General features: G+C 72.4%; 17 protein-coding genes. 12 read left to right on the top strand and 5 right to left on the bottom strand.

Translation table 11 applies throughout. The features are described 5' to 3' along the window. Position 1 precedes the first annotated feature (1 nt). Positions 2-1,531, bottom strand: a complete 1,530-nt coding sequence (locus LCN96_RS42715; RefSeq protein WP_225268105.1) for an MFS transporter — start codon at positions 1,529-1,531, stop codon at positions 2-4. 252 nt (positions 1,532-1,783) lie between these two features. Here LCN96_RS42715 and LCN96_RS42720 point away from each other — a divergent pair, with 252 nt between their 5' ends. The 8 genes from LCN96_RS42720 (at position 1,784) to LCN96_RS42755 (ending at position 13,932) form a co-directional block, all read left to right on the top strand. Then, complete coding sequence (locus LCN96_RS42720) at positions 1,784-3,607, top strand: CHAT domain-containing protein (RefSeq protein ID WP_225268106.1); 1,824 nt, start codon at positions 1,784-1,786, stop codon at positions 3,605-3,607. A gap of 126 nt (positions 3,608-3,733) precedes the next feature. Beyond that, positions 3,734-4,630 carry a haloalkane dehalogenase gene (locus LCN96_RS42725; RefSeq protein WP_225268107.1) on the top strand — a complete coding sequence of 299 codons (897 nt, stop codon included), beginning with the start codon at positions 3,734-3,736 and terminating at the stop codon, positions 4,628-4,630. 64 nt (positions 4,631-4,694) lie between these two features. Further along, entirely contained in the window at positions 4,695-7,046 is a 2,352-nt protein-coding gene (locus tag LCN96_RS42730) for an AAA family ATPase (RefSeq protein WP_225268108.1), read from the top strand. Between the two features lie 112 nt (positions 7,047-7,158). Next, the gene (locus tag LCN96_RS42735; RefSeq protein ID WP_225268109.1) at positions 7,159-8,139 is read left to right on the top strand and encodes an ABC transporter permease; all 981 of its coding nucleotides are present in this window, start codon (positions 7,159-7,161) and stop codon (positions 8,137-8,139) included. Then, positions 8,139-9,044, top strand: a complete 906-nt coding sequence (locus LCN96_RS42740; protein WP_225268110.1) for an ABC transporter permease — start codon at positions 8,139-8,141, stop codon at positions 9,042-9,044. Before LCN96_RS42735 ends, LCN96_RS42740 begins: the two co-directional genes overlap by 1 nt. Beyond that, a complete protein-coding gene (locus LCN96_RS42745) occupies positions 9,044-11,068 on the top strand; it encodes a dipeptide ABC transporter ATP-binding protein (RefSeq protein ID WP_225268111.1) in 2,025 nt (674 codons plus the stop codon). The genes LCN96_RS42740 and LCN96_RS42745 overlap by 1 nt, the downstream gene beginning before the upstream one ends. A gap of 31 nt (positions 11,069-11,099) precedes the next feature. Beyond that, positions 11,100-12,800 carry an ABC transporter family substrate-binding protein gene (locus LCN96_RS42750; protein WP_225268112.1) on the top strand — a complete coding sequence of 567 codons (1,701 nt, stop codon included), beginning with the start codon at positions 11,100-11,102 and terminating at the stop codon, positions 12,798-12,800. Between the two features lie 31 nt (positions 12,801-12,831). After that, on the top strand, positions 12,832-13,932 hold the full coding sequence (locus LCN96_RS42755; protein ID WP_225268113.1) for a winged helix DNA-binding domain-containing protein: 1,101 nt from the start codon (positions 12,832-12,834) through the stop codon (positions 13,930-13,932). Positions 13,933-13,959: 27 nt separating this feature from the next. Here LCN96_RS42755 and LCN96_RS42760 read toward each other — a convergent pair whose 3' ends face one another. Further along, positions 13,960-14,211, bottom strand: a complete 252-nt coding sequence (locus LCN96_RS42760; RefSeq protein WP_225268114.1) for a hypothetical protein — start codon at positions 14,209-14,211, stop codon at positions 13,960-13,962. 77 nt (positions 14,212-14,288) lie between these two features. Further along, positions 14,289-15,386, bottom strand: a complete 1,098-nt coding sequence (locus LCN96_RS42765) for an MFS transporter (protein WP_225268115.1) — start codon at positions 15,384-15,386, stop codon at positions 14,289-14,291. Between the two features lie 78 nt (positions 15,387-15,464). On the opposite strand from LCN96_RS42765, the gene LCN96_RS42770 reads away from it, so the two are divergent. From LCN96_RS42770 to LCN96_RS42780, 3 genes are all read left to right on the top strand, one after another. Then, the gene (locus LCN96_RS42770) at positions 15,465-15,914 is read left to right on the top strand and encodes a hypothetical protein (protein ID WP_225268116.1); all 450 of its coding nucleotides are present in this window, start codon (positions 15,465-15,467) and stop codon (positions 15,912-15,914) included. Between the two features lie 101 nt (positions 15,915-16,015). Continuing rightward, positions 16,016-16,459 carry a carboxymuconolactone decarboxylase family protein gene (locus LCN96_RS42775; RefSeq protein ID WP_225268117.1) on the top strand — a complete coding sequence of 148 codons (444 nt, stop codon included), beginning with the start codon at positions 16,016-16,018 and terminating at the stop codon, positions 16,457-16,459. Positions 16,460-16,794: 335 nt separating this feature from the next. After that, the gene (locus LCN96_RS42780) at positions 16,795-16,962 is read left to right on the top strand and encodes a hypothetical protein (protein ID WP_225268118.1); all 168 of its coding nucleotides are present in this window, start codon (positions 16,795-16,797) and stop codon (positions 16,960-16,962) included. A 22-nt stretch (positions 16,963-16,984) separates the two neighbouring features. On the opposite strand, the gene LCN96_RS42785 is transcribed toward LCN96_RS42780, so the two are convergent. Next, a complete protein-coding gene (locus LCN96_RS42785; RefSeq protein ID WP_225268119.1) occupies positions 16,985-17,605 on the bottom strand; it encodes a pyridoxamine 5'-phosphate oxidase family protein in 621 nt (206 codons plus the stop codon). Positions 17,606-17,642: 37 nt separating this feature from the next. Then, positions 17,643-18,164, bottom strand: a complete 522-nt coding sequence (locus tag LCN96_RS42790; RefSeq protein WP_225268120.1) for a winged helix-turn-helix transcriptional regulator — start codon at positions 18,162-18,164, stop codon at positions 17,643-17,645. Positions 18,165-18,210: 46 nt separating this feature from the next. Here LCN96_RS42790 and LCN96_RS42795 point away from each other — a divergent pair, with 46 nt between their 5' ends. After that, positions 18,211-19,551 carry an MFS transporter gene (locus LCN96_RS42795; RefSeq protein WP_225268121.1) on the top strand — a complete coding sequence of 447 codons (1,341 nt, stop codon included), beginning with the start codon at positions 18,211-18,213 and terminating at the stop codon, positions 19,549-19,551. Positions 19,552-19,587: the final 36 nt, after the last annotated feature.

Here is a 19,587-nt window from a genome sequence, read left to right on the forward strand (position 1 = left end):
CTCAATCACGGCTGAGCAGCACGGCCACCACGGCGGCGGTCAGGCTGAGCAGGACGACGCTCACGACCACGGTCGTGTGCAGGGCGTTGACGAAGGCCCATCGGGCGGCGTCGAGCAGCGCGCCGCCGGTGGTGCCGCCGACCTCGTCCGCCACGTGCGCGGCGGCGGCCAGCGACTGCCTGGCCTTGTCCATGCCGCCCTCGGGGACGCCGGGCACGGACGGCAGGCCGGGGGCGTACACGATCGCGGTGATCGTGCCGAGCACGGCCACGCCCAGGCCGGCCCCCAGCTCGTACGCGGTCTCCTCGATGGCCGCGGCCCCGCCCGCCTGGGACTCGGGGGCGGCGGCCATGATGGTGTCGGAGGCGGCGAGCAGCGCCACCTGCACCCCGAACCCGATGCCCACGAAGCAGACCGCGAGCATCACAGGATGCCCCTCGACGCCCCACGTCAGGGTGGGGGTCAGGGCCAGCGCGACCAGGCCGAGGCCGCCGCTCATGGTGGCCCGCATGCCGATCCTGGGCAGGATGTGCGCGGCGGCGAGCCCGCCGGTGATGGCCGACAGGACCAGGGGCAACATCCGCAGCGCCGCGCGCACGGGGCTGTCGCCCAGCACGAGCTGCAGGTACTGGGCGAGCATGAGCTGCAGGCCGACCAGCGCGAACACGCCGAGCAGCACGCCCACGACCCCGGTCGTGAACTCGCGCCGCCTGAACAGCCCGATCTCCAGGAACGGCGCGGGCAGCCGGGTCTGCCGCCGCGCGAACGCCACCAGCAGCGCCAGCCCGGCCAGGAACACCACGGCCGACGCCCAGAACGGCATCAGGCTGCCCGAGCCCGCCTCCTTGAGCCCGAACGCCAGCGCCAGGATGCCGGTCACCGACAGGACGGCGCTGACCGCGTCCCACGGCCGGTCGCGGCGCTCGCGCGACTCGGGCAGCAGCCGGATCGCGGCAGGCAGCAGGAGCAGCAGGATCGGCACGTTGATCAGGAAGACCGCGCCCCACCAGAAGCCGACGAGCACGCCACCGATGAGCGGCCCCACCGCGGCGCCGGCCGCCGCCACGGCGCTCCAGACGCCCAGGGCGATGGCCCGCTCGCGCCGGTCGGTGAAGACCTGGCGGATCAGCGACAGGGTGGCCGGCATGATCATCGCGCCGCCCACGCCGAGCAGCGCTCTGGCCAGGATCAACGTCAGCGGGGTCGGGGCGAACGCGGCCCCGGCCGAGGCCAGGCCGAACAGCACGAAGCCCCACAGGACCAGCCGCTTGCGGCCGTACTTGTCGCCGAGCGTGCCGAACATGATCAGCAGCGGCGCGACCACCAGCGAGTAGACGTCGATGATCCACAGCAGTTGCACGGCGGAGGGTTCGAGCGCGGCCGTGAGCGCGGGCACCGCGATGTGCAGGACGGTGGCGTCGACCGTGATGAGCAGCAGGCTCAGGCAGAGCAGCACCAGGATGGACCAGCGATGGTCCTTGGGGTCGCGGTCGGCAGTGCGTACGAAGGATGCGGCCTGTGTGACGGTCATGGGCCTCCTCGCAGGCCGATCCGCTTCACAGGGCCCGCACGTGCTGGTGGTCGGCGGCGCCGGACCCACGGCTCGTCACGCGCTCCCTTCGAGCTCCGCGGCCTGGCTCAGGCGCTCCCGGCTTGCGTGGCAGCTTAGGCCATGCCGGGTGGTTGTGATAGCGGTATCGGCCGATCCACGGTCACCGCACACCTCTCTAGAGAGATACAGCCATATGTCGGTATCTATCCAACAATCGCCCGCCAGCCGATCATGGGACTCGTGGGGACCGATGAAAGTGGCAGAAAAGGCAACCTTTCCGACCGGTCCTCACGTGAATGGTGCGAGGAGGCCCTGACCAGGCTGGACGCCGGCCGCCCCGAGTCCGCGCTGGACGCCGCCCGCCGCGCCGCCGACCTGGACCCGGGCTCGGAGTGGGCGCATCGGCTGATCAGCCTGGCGCACGAGCGGCTGGGCCGCGACGCCGAGGCCGTGCCCGCCGCCGAGCGGGCCGTGGAGCTGGCTCGCGGCTCGTGGCAGGCCCGGCTGCGCCTGGCCGCGGTGCTGCGCCGTACGCCGGGACGCTGGGCGGAGGCGGTCGAGCAGGCGGAGCTGGCCAGGAAGTTCGCGCCCGAGGAGGCGGGGCCCGAGGTGATGCTCGGCGACCTGGCGCTGCTGCGCGGCGACCACGCCGGCGCCGAGCGCCGCTACCGGGCCGCACTCGCCATCGACCCCGGCGACCCGCAGGCCCGTGTGAACCTGGGCCTGGCGCTGCTGCGCTGGGACCGGCCCCGCCCGCACCACGACCCGGCCTGGCCGGTCGATCCACGCGAGACGGGCCGGGCCAGGCGCGCGCTGGAGGTCTGGTCCCGGCAGGTGCGCCTGTTGCTCGCGGCGGCCACGCTCGGGATCGCCGGGGCCGCGCTGCTGCTCGACCGGGGCGCCGAGGCGCTGCTGGGCGGCTGTGCCGTGCTCCTGCTGCTGGTGCCGCTCACCGTGCGGCAGGCGCGGCGGGTCGGCGGCCGGCCGTACGTGGGGGCGATGTTCGGGCGGGATCCGTGGTTCGGGGTCTCGGTGGTGTCGGCCGCTCTCTCCGTGGTCGCGTTCGCCGCGTGGCTGCTGCTCGGCGCCGTACGGGTGCTGCCGTCCCTGCTCGATCCGGTCTGGGCGGGGCTGGCGGGCATCCTGGTGCTCGGCTGGCCTGCGCTGGCCTGCGTACGGGTGCTGGCCGAGTCGTGGCGCGGGCATCCGCTGCGGGCGCTGGCCGCTACGGAGCCGGCGCGGGAAGGCGAGCGGACCGCCAGGCGCAACGCCGGGGTGGCACTGTGGATCGTGCTCGGCAGGACGTGGTCGGTGCTGGTGACGCTGGTCGCCGGGGCGCTGGTGGTGGAGCCGGGGGCGGCGGTGGTCGCCGTGGCGGTGCCGTATCCCATGGTGCGCGGCTACCTGCGCGCCCGCCGGTGGAGCGATCCGTGGCTGGCCGCCGCGACCTGGCTGGTGGTGCCGGCGGCCGTGGCGTGCGCGGCGGGCGGGCTCCTCGCCGTGACAGGCGGGACGGCGGGTGGCGGCGCGGACACGGCGGCGGGCGCGGCGGCGGGCGCGGCGGCGGTGGGGGTGCCGGCGGCGGCGTGGGCGTGGCGGATCGGGCTCGGCGCGCTGGCCGCGGCGGCGCTCGTGCTCGCGCTGCGGGGCCTGCACGCCTGGTGGCGGGGCGGGCCGGGGCCGTGGCGCTCCTCTCTGCTGATGTGCGACCTGCCGGTGGGCGCGGGGCCGTCGGTCGCGCTCGACCCCGAGGTGCGGCAGACCTTCTCCTACGCCCGCAGCATCGTCCTGTCCTACGGCGACGCGCTCGGCCCCCGGGTGGCGGGCGCGGTGGCGTCCGTCACCTCCTCGGGTGAGCTGCGCCTGATCGCCGAGACGGCGGCGTGGGAGGCGATAGAGCAGGACCCTAGGGTGGCGGTGTTCGCCACCGACCCGTTGCAGCGGCGCTTCTGGGTCGAGGTCCGCGGCATCGCCAGGGCCGACTCCGACGTCCTGCGCGTGACGCCCAAGCAGGTGCTGTTCGGCGAGTTCCCCGGACGGCACCAGCGCCGCTGACGCGGGAGTGGTCGGCGGGCACCGGCGCCGCTGACGCGGGAGCGGTCGGCGGACACCGGCGCCGCTGAGCTCAAGAACGGCCGGCCCTCTGGCGCGGCGCGGCGGCAGCGAGTAGAACGTTGTTCTATGCGGATCCTGCGCACGCCGGACGATCGGTTCGCGACCCTGCCCGACTTCCCCCACGAGCCCCGCTACGCCGAGGTCGGCGACGGCCTGCGCATGGCCTACGTCGAGACGGGCCCCGCCGGCGGCGAGCCCGTCGTGCTCCTGCACGGCGAGCCGAGCTGGTCCTTCCTCTACCGCCACGTCATGACCGAGCTGGCCGCGGCCGGGCTGCGCGCGATCGCGCCGGACCTGATCGGGTTCGGCCGCTCCGACAAGCCCGCCGACCTGGCCGACCACACCTACGCCCGGCACGTCGAGTGGACCCGCGCCCTGCTGCTCGACGCGCTCGGCCTGGGCGGCATGACCGTCGTCGGCCAGGACTGGGGCGGTCTGATCGGGCTGCGGCTGGCCGCCGAGCACCCCGAGCGGGTGGCCAGGATCGTGGCCGCCAACACGGGCTTGCCGACAGGTGACATTCCCATGCCCGAGGTGTGGCACCGTTTCAGGGACGCGGTGCTCAAGGCCCCCGTGCTGGACATCGCCAGGTTCGTCCAGTCCGGTTGCCGCAGCGAGCTGCCGCAGGAGGTGCGGGCGGCCTACGACGCGCCGTTCCCGGACGAGTCGTACAAGGCGGGGCCGCGCGCGATGCCCGGGCTGGTGCCGATCACGCCCGACGACCCCGCCGCGCCCGCCAACCGCGCTGCCTGGCAGATTCTCACGACGCTCGACAGGCCGTTCCTGGTGGCGTTCTCCGACGGGGATCCCATCACGGGGGGCATGGCTCCCATATTGCGCAAATCGCTGCGCGGCGCGGCTGGCCTGCGACATCCTGTGATCAAGGGCGCCGGGCACTTCCTCCAAGAGGACGCGGGGCCCGAACTCGGCCGTCAGATAGCCCTTTTCGTGACCTCCACCTAGCGTGTCAGGACCGCCCAATAGTCGGTCCGGTGCGGTATAACCGGGGGCGGACCGGGGAGGCGTGATGCGTGAGTCCGACAGGGCCCAGGCCGCGGGGCGGGCCGCGGCGCGGGATCTGTTCGAGAAGGTTCGGCTGCGTTATTTCCAGATTCCCCCGGCCGTCCGCCGGGTGCTCTACGTGGTCGTGCTCGTGGCCACGATGGGCGTGGGCGCCGCACTCGGGTGGGACCTGCTCAAGACCTTCCCCCTGGTGCTCCTGCTGCTCGCGTTCGTCGCGCTGACCATGCGCTATCCCAGGGCCGCCGCCACCGCGCTGGTGGTGGCGGGCTGGATGGCGCTGGCGGTGCAGGTGTTCGGGCGGCTGTTCCCCGAGGGCGCCGCCACCGTGCACGTGATGGTCTTCCTCGCCCTGCCCGTGGCCGGTGCCGCGCACCTCATCCGCTGGGTGACGCCGTGGGTGAGCACGCTGATGGCGCTGGCCCTCGCGGGCGTGCCGGCCGCCGCGATCTCCCCCGTCTCCGACGGCACGGCCGTCTGGGTGGCCGTCGCCGCCGCCGCTGCCGTGCTCGGCTACCGGTTCATGCTGGCCAGGCAGGTCCGCGCGCGGCAGGCCGCCGCCGAGGAGCAGCAGGTGCGTGTCAGGGTGCGCGAGGGCAGGCCGGAGGCGCCGGGCGACAAGACGGGCGCCCCGCCGCAGATCTCCGTCGAGGAGGCGCTCGCCGAGCTGGAGAGCATGATCGGGCTGGCTCCGGTCAAGGAGCAGGTGCGCTCGATCGCCGCCTCCATCGAGGCCTCCCGCCTGCGGGCCGAGGCCGGATACACGGCGGAGCGGCCCACCAGGCACTTCGTGTTCGTCGGCCCGCCCGGCACCGGCAAGACCACGGTCGCCCGCGCGCTGGCCAAGATCTTCTACGCGTTCGGCCTGCTGGAGACGCCGTACGTGGTCGAGGCGCAGCGGGCCGACCTGGTGGGCGAGTTCCTCGGCGCGACCGCGATCAAGACCAACGAGCTGGTCGACAGGGCGCTGGGCGGCGTGCTGTTCATCGATGAGGCGTACGGGCTGGTCAACTCCGCCGACGGGCAGCCCGACCGGTTCGGTGCCGAGGCGGTGCAGACGCTGCTCAAGCGAGCCGAGGACGACCGCGAGCGGCTGATCATCATCCTGGCCGGCTACGAGCAGGAGATGGGCTCGTTCCTGACCAGCAACCCCGGCCTGGCCAGCAGGTTCGCCACGCGCGTGCGCTTCCCCGGCTACTCCCCCGCCGAGCTGGTCGAGGTCACCGAGCTGTTGCAGCGGCGCAGGGGTGACCAGATGGACGACGCCACCAAGCGGGTGCTGCTCGGCCTCTACGACGACGTGCACCGCCGCGGCCTGATCGACGAGCTGGGCAACGCCCGGTTCGCGCGCAGCCTGGTGGAGGCCGCCGCGCAGGCCCGCGACGTGCGCGTGGTGGGCGCCGGCGGCACGCCGACCACCCAGGACCTGGTCACCACGACCACGCCCGACGTGACCAAGGCGTTCGACGAGCTGACCGCCCGCTTCCGCGGCTACGTGGCCACGCCCACGCTGGAGGAGGCGCTGGCCGACCTCGACAGGATGGCCGGGCTGGCCCCGGTCAAGCGGCAGGTGCACGCGATCGCGGCGCAGCTCCAGGTGGCCAGGATGCGCCAGGAGCGCGGGCTGCCCACGCCGCAGCAGATGCGGCACTTCGTCTTCGTGGGCCCGCCCGGCACCGGCAAGACCACGGTCGCCCGGGTGCTGGGCCGCGTCTTCGCCGCGCTCGGCCTGCTGGCCAGGCCCGACGTGGTGGAGGCGCACCGGGCCGACCTGGTCGGCCAGCACCTCGGGGCCACCGCGATCAAGACCAACGAGCTGGTCGACAGGGCGCTGGGCGGCGTGCTGTTCATCGACGAGGCCTACAGCCTGGTCAACCCCGGCTACCAGGGCGGCGACGCGTTCGGCGCGGAGGCCGTGCAGACGCTGCTCAAGCGGGCCGAGGACGACCGCGACCGGCTCGTGGTCGTGCTGGCGGGCTACGAGCGGGAGATGGACGCCTTCCTGGCCACCAACCCCGGCCTGGCCAGCCGCTTCAACCAGCGGGTGGCCTTCCCCAGCTACTCGCCGCGCGAGCTGTCGCAGATCGCGGTGCTGCTGGCGGAGAAAGCGGGCGACACCTTCGACGAGGAGGCGCTGCACCGGCTGGACGAGGTGTTCACCTGGGTGTGCGAGGACCGGCTGATCGACGGGCTGGGCAACGGCCGCTTCGCCAGGTCCCTGTTCGAGCGGGCGGCCATGCGGCGCGACGTACGGCTGGCCGCCCACGCCTCGCGCGGCGGCTCCGCCAGCGCGGCCGACCTGACCACCATCACCAGCGAGGACGTGCGCACCGCCGTGGACGAGCTCTCCGGACGCTGACCTTCTTCGCGAGTTCCGTGCGGCGCGATGCTCGCATGGTGTAGCAATGTGACTACGATAAGCCACGTCCAGTGGCTCGGTCGTGAGTGCTGCGCGCGCAGGAGGGGGAGCGATGGCGGGGTTCCTGGCCCGCAGGCTGCTCAGCTACACCGTGCTCGTGATCGTGGCCGCCAGCCTGGCCTACCTGCTCGCCGCCACCGCCCTCGACCCTCGCTCCAACTACGCCGACCGCACCCCCAAGCCGCCGCCGGCCGTGGTCGACGCCCAGCTCACCGCCCTCAACCTCAACGACAGGACCCCGCTGCTGCAGCGCTACGCCGTCTGGGCGGGCGGCGTGCTGCGCGGCGACCTCGGCAGGACGGTCGCGGGCGCGCCGGTCAACGACGACATCAAGCGCCGCGCGGGCGTCACGTTCCGGCTGGTCATCCTGGGGCTGGTGTGCGGCAGCCTGCTGGGCGTGCTGGTGGGCGCGCTGGCGGCCGTCCGGCAGTACGGCTGGTTCGACCGGCTCTCCACCGGGCTGTCGTTCGTGGTGCTCGCGGTGCCGGTGGTGGTGCTGGCCAACATGCTGATCCTGGTGGCGGCGTGGGCCAACCAGCACCTGTTCGGCCGCCAGGTGCTGCTGGTCAGCGGCGAGTACAGCGCCGACGTCGAGGGCTTCTGGGATCAGGTGGTCGACCGGCTCCAGCACCTGATCCTGCCGACGGTCTCGCTCTCGGTGGGGCTGATCGCGGTCTTCAGCCGCTACCAGCGCAACATGATGCTCGACGTGATCGGCGCCGACTTCGTCCGCACGGCCAGGGCCAAGGGGCTGAGCAGGCGCCGGGCGCTGACCCGGCACGCGCTGCGCACCGCGATGATCCCGGTGGTGACCTACTTCGCGTTCACGTTCGGCGCGCTGCTGACGGGGGCCACGTTCACGGAGAAGATCTTCGGCTGGCACGGCCTGGGCGAGCAGCTGATCAACTCGATCTTCAGCAACGACGTCAACACCGTGGCCGCCATCTCCCTGCTGGCCGCCGTCGCCGTGCTGTTCGCCTCGCTGGCCGCCGACCTGCTGCACGCCGCGCTCGACCCGAGGGTGCGGGCCTGATGACGCTCTCGGAGGAGGAGGCCGCCGAGGAGTTGACCGACGGCACGCTGACCAGGGCGCCGTCCAGGGCCCGCATGGTCGCCGGGCGGTTCTTCCGCTCCACGCAGGGGCTGATCGGGTTCGCGGTGCTGGCGCTGATGTTCCTGCTGGCCTTCGTGGGGCCGCTGTTCAGCCCGTGGACGTACACCGACAAGGACTTCACCGCGTTCATGCAGCCGCCGTCGGCCCGCCACTGGTTCGGAACGCTCCAGACCGGCTCCGACGTGTTCGCCGTGACGTTGCGCGGCATGCAGAAGTCGCTGGTCGTGGGGCTGCTGGCGGCGCTGGTCTCGACGGCGCTGGCGGCCGTCGTGGGCGCGTTCGCGGGCTACTTCCTCGGGTGGACCGACCGGGTGCTGAGCTGGGTGACCGACCTGCTGCTGGTGCTGCCCGCGTTCCTGATCCTGGCGATCCTGTCGCCGCTGTTCGGGTCGGGGCAGTGGCCACTGTTCGTGATCATGCTGGCGCTGTTCCTGTGGATGGTGACCTCGAAGATCGTGCGCGGCATGGCGGTCTCGGTGAAGCAGCGCGAGTTCGTCCAGGCCGCCCGCTACATGGGCGTGCCGCCGGTGCGGATCATCTTCCGCCACGTGATCCCCAACCTGTCGTCGCTGCTCATCGTGGACGCCACGCTGAACGTCAGCAGCGCGATCCTCACCGAGACGTCGCTGTCGTACTTCGGCTTCGGCATCCAGCCGCCCGACGTGTCGTTCGGGACTCTCATCGCCGACGGCTCGCGGACGGCGGTGTACGCGCCGTGGACGTTCTGGTTCGTGGCCGGGCTGCTGGTGATCACCGTGCTGGCGGTCAACCTCGTCGGCGACGCGCTGCGTGACGCGTTCGACCCCTCCTCGGGGAGGCCGTGATGGAGGAGCCGGTGCTTGAGGTCAGCGACCTCGACGTCTCGTTCGGCGACGTACGCGCCGTGCGCGGGGTGAGCTACTCCGTACGCCGGGGCGAGGTGCTCGGCATCGTCGGCGAGTCGGGCTCGGGCAAGTCGGTCACCTCGGCCGCGGTGATGGGCCTGCTGCCGCCGGGGGCCCGCGTCAGCGGCTCCGTGCGCCTGCACGGCAGGGAGCTGATCGGCGCCTCCGAACGCACCCTGAACTCCTTGCGCGGCAGGTCCGTGTCCATGGTCTTCCAGGACCCGCTGTCGGCGCTCACCCCGGTCTACCCGGTGGGCGACCAGATCGCCGAGGCCGTGCGCGTGCACCAGCGGGTGAGCAGGGAGACGGCCATGGTCAAGGCCGTCGAGCTGCTGGACCTGGTGGGCATCCCGCGCCCGGCCGAGCGGGCGCTGGCCTTCCCGCACGAGTTCTCCGGCGGCATGCGGCAGCGCGTGGTGATCGCGATGGCCATCGCCAACGACCCCGACGTGATCATCTGCGACGAGCCGACCACGGCGCTCGACGTCACCATCCAGGCGCAGGTGCTGGAGGTGCTCAAGCGGGCGCAGGCCAAGACCGGCGCGGCCATCGTCATGATCACCCACGATCTCGGGGTGGTGGCCGGGTTCGCCGACCGGGTGCTGGTCATGTACGCCGGGCGGCCGGTCGAGGTGGGCGCCGTGGACGACATCTACTACCGCTCGCGCATGCCGTACACCGCGGGCCTGCTCGGCTCCGTCCCGAGGGTGGACCGGCGCGGGCGGCAGCCGCTGACGCCCATCGAGGGCAACCCGCCCTCGCCCGCCGCGCTGCCGCCGGGCTGCCCGTTCGCGCCGCGCTGCCCGATGCGGATCGCGGCCTGCGACGAGGAGGAGCCGCCGCTGTTCGAGGTGGGCCCGGGGCACCGGGCCGCGTGCATCCGGTGGGAGGAGGCGCACCCGCGCGGGCCCGGCCGGCACGCGGCGCCGTCCGACGGCCCGCGGCTGCGCGTACGCGGGGAGCGCAGCGTGCTGGAGGTGCACCGCCTGGTCAAGGACTACCCGCTGATGAAGGGGGCGGTGTTCAAGCGCCGGGTCGGCACCGTGCAGGCGGTCGCCGGGGTCAGCTTCGACATCCGGCAGGGCGAGACGCTGGGGCTGGTCGGCGAGTCGGGCAGCGGCAAGACGACCGCGCTGACGCAGATCCTCGAGCTGACCGCGCCCCAGGAGGGCCGCGTCGTCGTGCTCGGGCACGACACCGCCAAGCTCGGCCGGGCGCAGCGCACGGAGATCCGCCGCGACATGCAGGTCGTCTTCCAGGATCCGCTGGCCTCGCTCGACCCGCGCATGACCGTGCACGACATCCTGGCCGAGCCGCTGCGTACGCACGGGCGGCCGGGCGTGGGGCGGCGCGTGCGCGAGCTGCTCGCCCTGGTCGGCCTCGACCCGACCCACGCCGCCCGCTACCCGCAGGACTTCTCGGGCGGGCAGCGGCAGCGCATCGGCATCGCCAGGGCGCTGGCGCTGGAGCCCCGGCTGCTCGTGCTCGACGAGCCGGTCTCCGCGCTCGACGTGTCGATCCAGGCCGGCGTGATCAACCTGCTCGGCTCGCTCAGGGCCAGGCTCGGGCTGTCCTACCTGTTCGTGGCGCACGACCTGGCCGTGGTGCGCTACATCGCCGACCGGGTGGCGGTGATGTACCTGGGCAGGATCGCCGAGCTCGGCCAGGTCGACGCGGTCTACGACCACCCGGCCCACCCGTACACCCAGGCGCTGCTCTCGGCGATCCCGCTGCCCGACCCGGTACGCGAGCGCGCCCGCGAGCGGATCCTGCTCGAAGGCGACCTGCCCAGCCCGGCCAACCCTCCGACGGGCTGTCGATTCCGCACCAGGTGCCCCAAGTTCCGCGCGCAGCTCACCGACGCGGAGCGCCGGCTCTGCGTCGGCGTGGAGCCCGAGGTGGAGCCGGTGGGTGAGGACCAGGGTGCGGCCTGCCACTACGCAGAGAGACGCGAAGTCGTATAGACCTCGCTCGATCCAGGAGGAATTTCGCGCGATGAACTCATCACCTCTCACCGTGGCCGCGGCCATGGCCGTGGCGATCCCGCTGCTGCTCGCGGGCTGCGGCGCAGGCCGGAGCGGCGGTCCGGGAGGCCAGGACAGCGCCGGGGACGAGCGGGCGATCAAGGCGTCCGACCTCAATCCGCAGCCGCGCGAGAAGGTCAAGGACGGCGGGACACTGCGCTGGGGCATCAACGAGTTCCCCACCCAGTGGAACCGCAACCACGTCGACGGCAACCTCGCGATGGCCGCCGTGATCAGCAACGCGCTGCTGCCCTCGCCGTTCACCTCCGACGAGAAGGCGGAGATCTCCGTCGACACCGACTACGTGCTCGACGCCGAGGTGACCGCGCAGCGGCCCAGGCAGGTGGTGACGTACACGCTGAACCCGAAGGCCCGGTGGTCCGACGGCAAGCCGATCACCTGGGCCGACTACCAGGCGCAGTGGCAGGCGCTCAACGGGCGTGACCCGGCCTTCCACATCGTCTCCTCTACCGGTTACCAGGACATCGAGAAGGTGGCGCGGGGCAAGGACGACCATGAGGTGGTGGTGACGTTCCGCAAGCCGTTCGCCGACTGGCAGGCGTTGTTCGGGCCGCTGCTGCCGCCGGCCACCAACCGCAGCGCGCAGGCGTTCAACAACGCCTGGGTGAACAGGATCCCGGTGACGGCGGGGCCGTTCAAGTTCGGCGGGTTCGACCAGACGGCCAAGACGATCACGATCGTGCGCGACGACTCGTGGTGGGGCGAGCGGGCCAAGCTGGACAAGATCATCTACCGGTCGTCCGAGCAGGACTCGCTGATCGGCGCGTTCAACAACGGCGAGCTGGACATCATCGACGTCGGCACCTCCGCGCCCGACTACGCGCGCGCCAAGGCCACGACGGGCGCCCAGGTGCGCAGGGCGGCCGGCCCCGACTTCCGGCACCTGACCTTCAACGGCTCCAGCGAGCTGCTCAAGGACGTCACCGTCCGGCAGGCGATCCAGCTCGGCATCAACCGCCAGGCCATCGCCCAGTCGGACCTTCAGGGGCTCGACTGGCCGATCGCGCTGCTGAACAACCACTTCTTCATGAACACGCAGGAGGGCTACCAGGACAACGCGGGAGCGCTCGGCGCCTACGACCCAGGCAAGGCCAAGCAGCTGCTGGATGCGGCCGGGTGGAAGCTGAACGGGACGGTCAGGCAGAAGAACGGCAAGCCGCTGGACCTGCGGTTCGTGGTGCCGTCCGGGGTGCAGACCAGCAAGGCGGAGGGCGAGCTGGTGCAGAGCATGCTCGGCCAGATCGGCGTCAAGGTCACGATCAAGGCCGTGCCCAGCGACGACTTCTTCACCAAGTACGTGATCCCCGGCAATTTCGACCTCACCCCGTTCGCCTACATCGGCACGCCGTTCCCGGTGTCCAGCAGCTACGGCACCTACGCCAACGCCTCCAACGGACAGAACTGGAACGCCAACTTCGGGCGCACCGGCTCGGCGGCCATCGACGAGGCCATGAACAGGGCTGCGCAGAGCCTCGACCCCGTCCGCGCCCGCACCGCCACGAACGCGGCCGACAAGCTCATCTGGCAGCAGGTGAACGTGCTGCCGCTCTACCAGCGGCCCCAGATGGTGGCCGTGCGGCAGGAGCTGGCCAACATCGGGGCGCGCGGCTTCGACGACCTGCGCTACGAGGACATCGGTTTCACGGACTGATCCTGTCCGCGATGGACGGTAGAAAGGTCGGGTGAACGTGACGTGGTCCCAGATTCTCTCCTGGCGGTTGAGCAGGCAGTTCGTGAGCGCGGCCGGCGGCGCCGACGCGGTGGCGGTCGCGCGGCGGCTGTGCGGGGTGCAGGCGCAGGTCGCCTCCTCGGCCCGGCTCGCCGTGGCGGTCAGGAGCGCCCGCCCGGACGCCGAGGAGGTCGACCGGGCGTTGCAGGCCGAGCGCACGCTCGTCAAGACCTGGCTGATGCGGGGTGGCACCCTGCACCTGGTGCCGTCCGACCAGCTCGCCGACTACTGCGCGGCGCTGAGCACACTGCGCTTCTGGGAGAAGGGCTCCTGGCAGCGCGGCCACGGTGTCACGGCCGCCGAGATCGCGGCGATCATGGAAGCGGTGCCGGCGGCGCTCGGCGAGCGGGCCCTGACCAGGGAGGAGCTCGTCGAGGCCGTGGTGGCGCGGACGGGTGACGCGCATCTGCGGGAGGCGCTGACCTCCGGCTGGGGCGCGCTGCTCAAGCCGCTGAGCCGGCTGGGCGAGCTGTGCTACGGGCCGCCGCGCGAGGGCAAGGTGACCTTCACCACGCCGCGTTCCTGGGTGCCGGGGTGGCCCGCCGCGCTCCCGCCGGCCGAGGAGGCGGGGGTGCGCCTGGTGCGGGCCTTCCTGGGCGCGCACGGACCGGCCACGCCGGAGATGTTCGACGCCTGGCTGTTCGGCGGGGTGGCACGCAAGGCGGTGCTGAAGGGGTGGTTCAGGGAGCTGGCGCCCGAGCTGACGGAGGTGCGCGCGGACGACGGCGCCACGCTGCTGGCGCTGACCGAGCACCTCGACGAGCTGGCGCAGACCGCGCCGTCGGCGGAGGTGCACCTGCTGCCCGGCTTCGACCAGTACATCCTGGGCGCGCCACGTGACCTCGCGCCGCTGCTGCCGCCGGAGCTCAAGCCCAAGGTGAGCAGGCAGGCAGGGTGGATCTCCCCCGTGGTCGTCCACGAGGGGCGGATCGCCGGGGTGTGGGAGGCCAAGGACGGCGACGTCGTTCTCGACCTCGCCGCCCCCGTGCCCCGGGCGCCGCTCGACCGGGCGGTCGCGCGCATGCGTGAGCTGCTCGACGCGATGCGCGCCTAGCGGTGGGGCCCCGCGGCGATGGGGCGGTCAGGACGTGGTGCCGGCCATGACCCGGTCGACCAGGCCCTTGCTGCCCTCCTCACGCGCGCAGTGGGCGCAGCAGTACCAGTGCTCGCCCGACTGCACGCCGTGCCCGATGACCTTGGTGCCGCAGTGCTCGCAGATGGGCGCCATCGCCTCGATCGCGCACTGGAAGCAGTCGAAGGTGTGCACCGCTCCCTGCGCGTGCACCTCGAACGCCATGTCGTAGTCGTTGCCGCAGGTCTCGCAGACAGCCATGGTGATCCCCTTTTGCAGTCGATCCGCCGGGGGGATACCCGGTTCCGTGGTTCCTTCTCCCCAAGGAAACCCCATTTTCAGGCGGGACGGCGCCCGGCGGCGGCCCGGACGAGCAGCGGCAGGCCCAGGAGGCCGAGCGCGGCCAGCGCGGCGGGCAGCCCGAGCCACCCGCTCAGCCCCGCCACCAGCAGCGGGCTGATCACGAACCCCGTGTAGGAGATCGTGGACACCCCCCACACCATCGTCCCGCTGGGATCGTCGGCCGCGGCCCGGCTGAGCAGGGCGGGCACCACCGGCCCGAGCGCCAGCCCAGTGAGCCCGAACCCGGCCAGCGAGGCCGCCGCTCCCCCGCCGAGCCCCGCCAGGGCGATGCCGGCGCCGCCGCCGACCCCCGCCACCAGGTACAGCACCCTGAGCGGCACCCGGGGCAGCGCCTGCGCGAGCAGGCGGCCGGCTGTCAGCGCGGCCATGTAGATGGCCGGCGCGGCGCTGGCGAGCAGCGGGGTGGCGCCGCGGTGCTCCTCCAGGAGCAGGACCGACCACTGCTCCACGGAGTTCTCGATGATCAGGACGCAGGCGGCCAGCGCCCCCAGCACGACCGCCGCGCCCCACAGCCGCCGCCTGTCGCCTCCGGCCGGCTCCGTCAGGCCGCGGCCCAGGGGCAGCGCGAGGAGGGTGAGCGTGGTGGCCGCCACGATCAGGGCGATGATCAGGAGCACGGTGGCGACGCTCAGCCCGTATGAGCGGGCCAGGCCGGTGAGCGGGGCCGCGGCGATCACCGCCACCGGGAAGGCGGCGTGCACGGGCTGGAACAGGCGGCGGCCGGTCTCGCGCTCGGTGCGCCCGGTGGCCAGGTTCAGCGCGATGTCCAGGGCGCCGCTGGTGGCGCCGACGAGCAGCAGGGCCAGCGCGAGCTGCCAGCCGGTGGTGGCCGCCCCGATGCCGGCCACGGCCAGCGCGAACAGGATCATGGTCGTCGCCAGCGCGGCGCGCTCGCGCCCCCTGGCCAGCCGCCCGGCCAGCGCCATCGCGGGCAGGGCGCCCACCGGTACGGCGCTGAGCGCCAGCCCCAGGTCCCCGGCCGTGATGCCGAGCTCCCCCTTGATGGCGGGCAGCAGGGCCGACCACGACCCCCAGAACACGGCCCACGCAGCACATACCGCGATCAACGGCATTTACCAGAACTCCTTGAAATTTCGGTCAATACACAGTAAAGATCAGCTTTGCCCTAATACCCCTTCGAAGGGAAGCTTGTGCTCATCCGTTCGCTCATGGCGGCGACCCTGGTCGCCGCCGGTATCGCCGCTCTCCCGTCCGCCGCGTACGCCGCCTCTGCCGCGTACACCCCCGAGCGCGTCTGCGGCAAGGGCTTCCACCGCGTCAAGGACGGCCACCGCGCGATGCGGACGCGCAGCGGAGCCGTGTTCGGGCACGTGTATCTGATGTACAACAAGCGCAGCGGCAAGAACTGTGTCGCCGCGATCAAGACCCGCTTCACCGGCACGCGCACGGTCACCGGCGCCTACCTGGAGGTCCGGGGCGGCGGCCGCAGCGAGGACGCGCAGCGCTACCAGTTCTACGCCGAGACCGGGCACATCGACGGCGCCTGGAAGTGCGTGAAGTACGAGGGCTGGACCCGCGACCCCGACAACCGCGTCACGGCGTGGGGCGGGCGCAAGAGCTGGGGTAACTGCGACGGCTGATCCGGGGTAGGGGATCCGCTGAAACCTTTTTCGCCGTACGTGTCACATCCGGGCGGGCTGTCCCGTCCTGGCTGGCGTACGACGAAACCATGGAGGTTCTCATGACCCAGCGGATCAATGTCGCCCAGCAGGTGCCCCAGGCCTTCCACCACTTCCTGGCCGTGGAGAAGCTCCTGCACGAGAGCGAGCTGCCCACCAGCACGCTGGAGCTGGTCAAGCTGCGCGCCAGCCAGATCAACGGCTGCGGCTACTGCGTGGACATGCACAGCCGTGACATGAAGAAGGCCGGCGAGAGCGACGAGCGGCTCTGGATGGTGGCGGCCTGGCGTGACGCCACGGTGTTCACGCCCGAGGAGCGGGCCGCGCTGGCGCTGACCGAGGAGGCGTGCCGGCTCGCCGACCGCGAGGCGGTGCCGGACGCGGTGTGGGAGCAGGCCGCCGCGCACTACAGCGAGAAGCAGCTCGGGCTGCTCATCGTGGCCCTCGCCATGATCAACGCCTGGAACCGGCTGAACGTTGTCGCGCGAACCACGCCCGGGCAGTGACCTGGGGCACCGGCCCACTCGGTAGAAATGCATGGAGCGGGCCGCCCCGCCCGGCTTAGGGTGGCGCGCATGGCGGGTCGCACACACCCGTCGTGCCGCCGCCGCCGAGCGGGGCGGCGCATGGTCGGAGGAGAGCGGACGCGCTTCGGGAAGGGGGAGACCATGAAACGCGTCAGGATCGCCAAGCCGGTGGCCAAACGGCGCACCAGGCCGGCGGAGCTGGACCTGAGGTCCCCGGCGGGTCGCAGGCTTCCCTATTGACGTGCTCCTTACACCGAACTTACGGGGGTATCTGTAGATAACATAGGTAACGGAAACATCACGGGGGGCTCACGATGAAAAGGCTTGGGGTGGTGCCGCCACCCATCGCGCGACACAAGATCCGCGACATCCGCTCGGCCGGTCGCCGCAAGCCTCCCGCCGACCCCAAGGTGATCAACCTGCACGCCTACACCGGCAAGAACGTCATCCGGTTCCCCGGCGGGCCCACTCCGGCCGCCTGAGCAGGCGGAGCGGGCCGGGGCGTCAGCCGTACAGGCGCTTGGCGTAGGCCTCGCCGTAGTAGCTCTCCAGCTGTTCGAGGCTCTCCTCGACCGTCTGCACCTCTTTCACCAGCTTCGCGTGAGACGGCAGCGTGTCGGGGGCCCAGCCCTCGGGCTTCCACAGGGCCGAGCGCAGGAACGACTTCGCGCAGTGGAAGAAGATCTGCTCGATCTCGACGACGAGCGCGAGGTGCGGGCGGTGGCCCTTGACGATCATTTCGTCGAAGAACGGGGCCTCGCGGACGAGCCGGGCCCGGCCGTTGATGCGCAGGGTCTCGTTCCTGCGGGGGATCATAAAGATCAACCCCACATGCGGATTTTTCAGGATATTGCGGAATCCATCCGCTCTGCGGTTCCCCGGGCGGTCCGGGATCGCGATCGTCGTGTCGTCGATGACGTGCACGAAACCGGCCGGGTCGCCCTTGGGCGAGACATCGCAGTTGCCCGCCTCGTCCGAGGTGGCGATGAGGCAGAACGGGGAGGCCGCCAGCCACTCGCGGTCGCGGGCGTGCAGCCGCTGCCGCTCCTTCGTCACGGCCCTCGGCATGACCTCGCCGAGCAGCTCCCGCAGCTCAGCCTCAGACCCGATTTCGACCCAGCTCATCTGATCTATCTCCCTTCGAGGGTTACACCCGATTTTGTCAGGGAATCGGGTCGAGCATCCTGTGTGGCGTCCGAAGGGCGAGACTGACCTGGTCCTGCCGCGTGTCGCCGGCCAGCCCAGGGCCGGGCCGCATCTCGACGTCCTCCAGCCGCACGATGCCGCCGCAGGTCGGGCAGTACGACGTGGGCTCCAGCCGGCCACCGCAGGTCAGGTGGTGGAACAGGCGGTGCGGGCCGTTCACGGCGAGGTGCCGCTCGCCCCACTGCGCCAGCGCCAGCACGGGCAGCCAGAGCTCGCGCCCGACGGCGGTCAGCACGTACTCGTCGCGGGGGGGCGTCTCCTGGTAGCGGCGGCGCTCCAGGACCCCGGCCTCGGTGAGCGTGGACAGTCGCTGGGACAGCACGGCCTTCGGGATGTCGAGGTGGGCCTGGAAGTCGCCGAAGCGGCGCACGCCGTACAGGGCGTCGCGGACGATGAGCAGCGTCCAGCGCTCGCCGATCACCTCCAGCGTGCTGGCCAGCGCGCAGCTCTGGCCGTCGTAGTTCTTGCCGAGTGCCATGGAGCCCATGTTAGTTCATTCATCGAACCGTGTTACGCTGCGCCGCATGAGTTCAATCACTGAACCGACTGTGCGCCCGGGGACGCTCGCCGTCGCGGTGTCGGCGCCGCTGCTCGTCCTGACCAACTTCACGTTGCCGATGGCCACGTTGCCGCAGACCGCCGCCTCCCTGGGCGCCGGGCCGACGGGGCCGGTGTGGATCCTCGGCTCGATCGCGCTCGGGCTGGCCTCGTTGCTGCTGGTGGCCGGTGGGCTGGCCGACGACCACGGGCGCAGGCGGGTGCTCGTGGCGGGGACGTCCGTGCTGGCCGCCGCCGAGCTGGTGGCCGCGCTCAGCCCGAACGTGCCGGTGTTCGTGCTGGCCAGGCTGGTGCAGGGCGGGGCGGGGGCCGCCATGCTGGCCGCGAGCCTGGGCATCGTGGGGCACGCCTACCCGGCGGGGGCCGGGCGGCTGCGGGCCACCGCGCGGTACGGGGCGATGATCGGGCTGGGCACGGCCGTGGGGCCGCTGCTGTCCGGGGCGCTGGCGGCGGTGGCGAGCTGGCGGTCGGTGTACTGGCTGATGGCGGTGAGCGCGGTGGTGCTGGCGGTGGCGTCGGCGCGGACGCTGGAGGAGTCGCGCTCGTCGGTACCGCGCAGGTTCGACGTGCCCGGGGTGGTGCTGCTCAGCCTGGGTGTGGCGGCGCTGGTCGCCGGGGTGACCGAGGGGCGGGCCGGGTGGTCGCGGCCGGTCGTGGTCGTGGCTTTCGTGCTGGCCGTCGTGCTGGTGGGGGCCTTCGTGGCGGTCGAGCGGCGGCGGGCGGAGCCGCTGCTGGACCTGGAGCTGTTCAGGCGGCCGGTGTTCCTGGTGGCCACCGGCGGGGCGCTGGTCGTGGGGGCGGCGGTGGTGGGGCTGCTCAGCTACCTGCCGACCGTGTTGCAGGTGGCGCACGCGCTGACGCCGCTGGACACGGCGCTGCTGTTCGGCGTCTGGTCGGGGCTGTCGTTCGTGGCCTCGCTGGCGGGCGGGCTCGTGCCGCTACGCGCCGCCGCGCGGCTGGCGCTGGGGCTCGGGCTGAGCGCGCTCGGCTTCGCGGGGCTGCTGGGGGTGGGCGGCTCGTTGTCGCTGCCACTGGTCGTCGGTGGGCTGGCGGTGAGCGGGGTCGGGTCCGGGCTGATCAACTCCTCGATCACGCACCTGGCGATCGAGAGCGTGCCCGCGCATCGGGTGAGCATGGGCTCGGGGGCCAACAACACCGCCAGGTACATCGGCTCGTCGCTGGGGGCCGCCGGGGTCGCGGCCGTCGTCGGGAGCCTCGGGCCGGCGCAGGGCGCGACCGTCGCGGTGGTGGGGTGCGTGGTGCTCACGGGCGTCACGGCGCTGGCGGCGCTGCTCGTCCGCGCGTGAGCGCCGCCGCCACCTTCCCCACCTGCGAGCGCCGCC

It is taken from the genome of Nonomuraea gerenzanensis (assembly GCF_020215645.1).
GTDB classification, from domain to species: Bacteria; Actinomycetota; Actinomycetes; order Streptosporangiales; family Streptosporangiaceae; genus Nonomuraea; species Nonomuraea gerenzanensis.